General features: G+C 44.5%; 2 protein-coding genes and 1 pseudogene. 2 read left to right on the top strand and 1 reads right to left on the bottom strand.

From position 1 onward, the window contains the following. A pseudogene (locus LC605_RS32345) lies at window positions 1-257 on the top strand (photosystem II q(b) protein); the annotation flags it as partial. 844 nt (window positions 258-1,101) lie between these two features. Continuing rightward, window positions 1,102-2,190, top strand: coding sequence for a chorismate synthase (aroC, locus tag LC605_RS32340; protein WP_229551450.1), 1,089 nt, complete (start codon window positions 1,102-1,104; stop codon window positions 2,188-2,190). Window positions 2,191-2,389: 199 nt separating this feature from the next. Here aroC and LC605_RS35000 read toward each other — a convergent pair whose 3' ends face one another. Continuing rightward, window positions 2,390-2,704: an acyl carrier protein gene (locus LC605_RS35000; protein WP_369010379.1), complete on the bottom strand. Its 315-nt coding sequence runs from the start codon at window positions 2,702-2,704 to the stop codon at window positions 2,390-2,392. Window positions 2,705-2,709: the final 5 nt, after the last annotated feature.

Here is a 2,709-nt window from a genome sequence, read left to right as displayed (position 1 = left end):
CAGCATGGCCTGTAATCGGTATCTGGTTCACCGCCTTGGGTGTAAGCACAATGGCGTTCAACTTGAACGGTTTCAACTTCAACCAATCAATTATTGACTCTGAAGGTCGTGTGATTGCAACTTGGGCGGATGTAATCAACCGCGCTAACCTGGGTATGGAAGTAATGCACGAGCGTAACGCTCACAACTTCCCTCTGGATTTGGCTGCTGGTGATTTTGCTCCTGTGGCTCTAACCGCTCCTGCGATCAACGGTTAATCCGGAAGTTTCGTTAAATTAGAAAGCGCCCTCTCGTAACAGAGGGCGCTTTTTAGTTTGTATACGTAAAAGATAGGCTATACGTTAATACGGTTCACAAAAGGGCTGAAACTCTTTTTTTTACGAACCACAGAGGCGCAGAGAACACAGAGAGAAGAGAGAAGAGAGAAGGAGGAAATGCTTAACCCAAGTGTATTGGGCTATACGTTAATAAGGTTGGGTTAACGGTAATAGGACTTACGCAAAATCATGAAAAAACGAACCGCCAAGTACGCCAAGTACGCCAAGAAATAAGAGTTGCAGAGAGTTTTTGCGTAAGAGGAAGTCCTGGATAAGTCTAAGACCAATTCTTTGTGAAGTTGCATAGAATTTGACCCCACACGCCAGATGCACAACGAAGGGGAGACCCGAGACGCTCTCTACGAGACGCTAAAAGCGAACGCAAGCTCACTCTCCGTGGCGCTATCGCCTTTGGCGTCTCCCCTTCTTCCTTGGCGCTAGCTTCTCCCAAGGGGAGAAGGGGAGAGGCTAGTGCCAACTCTTAGGAGACACTACGTGAACGCGGAGTGTCTCCTAAGAGTTGGGAGAAGACCGCACTGGCTCCCCAAAGTCGCCGAAGGAAGAGCAAAGAGAGGAAAATCCAGTTCCCTCCCCGATTTCGGGGAGGGTTAGGGTGGGGTTCTTTATTATGCAGCTTCATATTAAATTGGTATAAGAGGCGATTTATTATCCTGATAATTCAGGTTGAGCTATAGTCAAATATTTCCAGTGCCAAAGCATAAAAATTAACTTTTGGACGAACTCTAGGTAAAATACATAAGCCTCATCCTTTTTTTTTAAGATCATGGGCAACACTTTTGGTCATCTATTTCGCATCACTACTTTTGGTGAATCTCACGGCGGCGGTGTGGGGGTTGTGATTGATGGTTGTCCTCCACAACTAGAAATTTCGGCGGAAGAAATTCAAGTAGAATTAGATAGAAGGCGTCCGGGACAAAGTAAAATTACCACACCTCGGAAAGAAGCCGATACCTGCGAGATTTTATCAGGGGTATTTGAAGGCAAAACACTAGGAACGCCTATAGCGATTTTGGTACGGAACAAAGACACTCGTCCACAAGACTATGACGAAATGTCTGAAAAGTATCGCCCTTCTCATGCAGATGCAACTTATGATGCAAAATATGGCATTCGCAATTGGCAAGGCGGGGGTAGGTCGTCAGCGCGTGAGACAATTGGAAGAGTCGCAGCAGGTGCGATCGCTAAAAAAATTCTCCGCCAAGTTGCCAATGTTGAAGTTATTGCTTACGTCAAGCGCATCAAGGACTTGGAAGGTGTAGTTGATCCAAATACTGTCACCTTAGAACAAGTAGAAAGCAACATCGTTCGCTGTCCCGACGCTGAATGTTGCGATCGCATGATTGAATTAATTGAGCAAGTTGGTAGACTTGGTGATTCGATCGGCGGTGTTGTAGAATGTGTGGCGCGTAATGTTCCGAAAGGTTTAGGCGAACCAGTTTTTGATAAATTGGAAGCTGATATCGCTAAAGGTGTCATGTCTCTTCCAGCTAGCAAAGGCTTTGAAATCGGTTCCGGTTTTGGCGGGACGCTGTTAACGGGAATTGAGCATAACGACGAATATTATATTGATGAAAATGGTGAAATTCGCACAGTAACTAACCGTTCTGGTGGGATTCAGGGGGGAATTTCCAACGGAGAAAATATCATTTTACGAGTTGCCTTTAAGCCGACGGCGACAATTAGAAAAGAGCAAAAGACAGTAACTCGTGAAGGTGAAGAAACCCTATTAGCAGCGAAAGGACGACACGATCCTTGTGTGTTACCGCGTGCAGTTCCAATGGTTGAGGCAATGGTGGCGCTGGTACTCTGTGACCATTTATTACGACATCATGGACAGTGTAGGGTGTTGTAAGGACTACACTAGAACGTACATAAAATATTTATGCTTCGGGGGTGGGTGTCTGACTCGCCCTTTTTTACTAGTATTGCTATAGTAGCGGATAACACATTTAACTACGTGCGATCGCATCTGTTAGCAATATGGGTAAAGAGTCTCAAAATCGCTTAGAACACTTTGCTGCTTTAAAGTCCAAATACCAAGCAACTCAATATCAAGATTCATCACCTGCGAGTCTGCTGTATCTCATACTACGAAAACTTGACTTAGGAATTGAACTCCTTGACTTAGAATCTAATTGGTTGGGAGAGTCTGAGCTTGAGGAAACTTTAGAAGTTATCAAGCAAGAGCAGCAATATAAAGTGCAAGAATTTGGAAATCTCGAATTGGAATTCTCCAAATTAAAGTCTGTTTGGATAAGATTACGAAGTTCTGTAGAGGTGAGAGAGTCCATCCCCATATCAAAAAAGCCTTGTTGGGGAGATACTACTTCATTTTTTGATAGTCCTAATACAGTGGAGACGCGCAAACTTA

Source organism: Nostoc sp. CHAB 5836 (assembly GCF_020829445.1).
Classification (GTDB): Bacteria; Cyanobacteriota; Cyanobacteriia; order Cyanobacteriales; family Nostocaceae; genus Nostoc.
The sequence above is the reverse complement of the archived record's forward strand: the minus strand, read 5'-3'. Positions and strand labels throughout refer to the sequence as shown.

Bases quoted from the DNA above. Each gene is read 5' to 3' on its own strand.
- aroC (WP_229551450.1), top strand. From the start codon at position 1,102: ATGGGCAACACTTTTGGTCATCTATTTCGCATCACTACTTTTGGTGAA.